The sequence below is a fragment of the Paenibacillus taichungensis genome (genome assembly GCF_003287275.1).
GTDB lineage: Bacteria > Bacillota > Bacilli > Paenibacillales > Paenibacillaceae > Paenibacillus > Paenibacillus taichungensis_A.
Genome location: NZ_QEVW01000046.1, coordinates 1 through 336 on the forward strand (window position 1 = coordinate 1; position 336 = coordinate 336).

1 protein-coding gene is annotated in these 336 nt (G+C 47.3%); it reads right to left on the minus strand.

All coding sequences use genetic code 11. The annotated features are described in order from the left end of the window. Positions 1 to 336, minus strand: a 336-nt coding sequence (locus tag DC345_RS31940; RefSeq protein WP_181586806.1) for a fibronectin type III domain-containing protein, incomplete at both ends; no start/stop codon positions are given.

Sequence of the window (336 nt, forward strand, 5' to 3'; positions counted from 1 at the left end):
AGATTAATAGCCATTTCTTCCGATGTGGCTTTCAAAACAGGTGTATTCAATTGTGTAGTTCCGCTGATCAAATCACTCCATGTTCCTACGCCCGCGGCATTCTTGGAACGGATGCGGAAGGTGTGATCTGTGTTGGCTACAAGACCACTCTTATTGTAGGCTGTGGCGGTAGTGGATACTACGGTGCCATCAATCTCCAGGTCATATCCCGTTGCCCCGGTTACTGCATTCCATTTCAAAGCTATTGCTGCATTCGTTACGGTGTTAATAGTCAGCCCAGTAACAGAGGTAGGCAATGTGCTTTGCGTCAAAATGGCTGTCCATGCACTTGTGTTG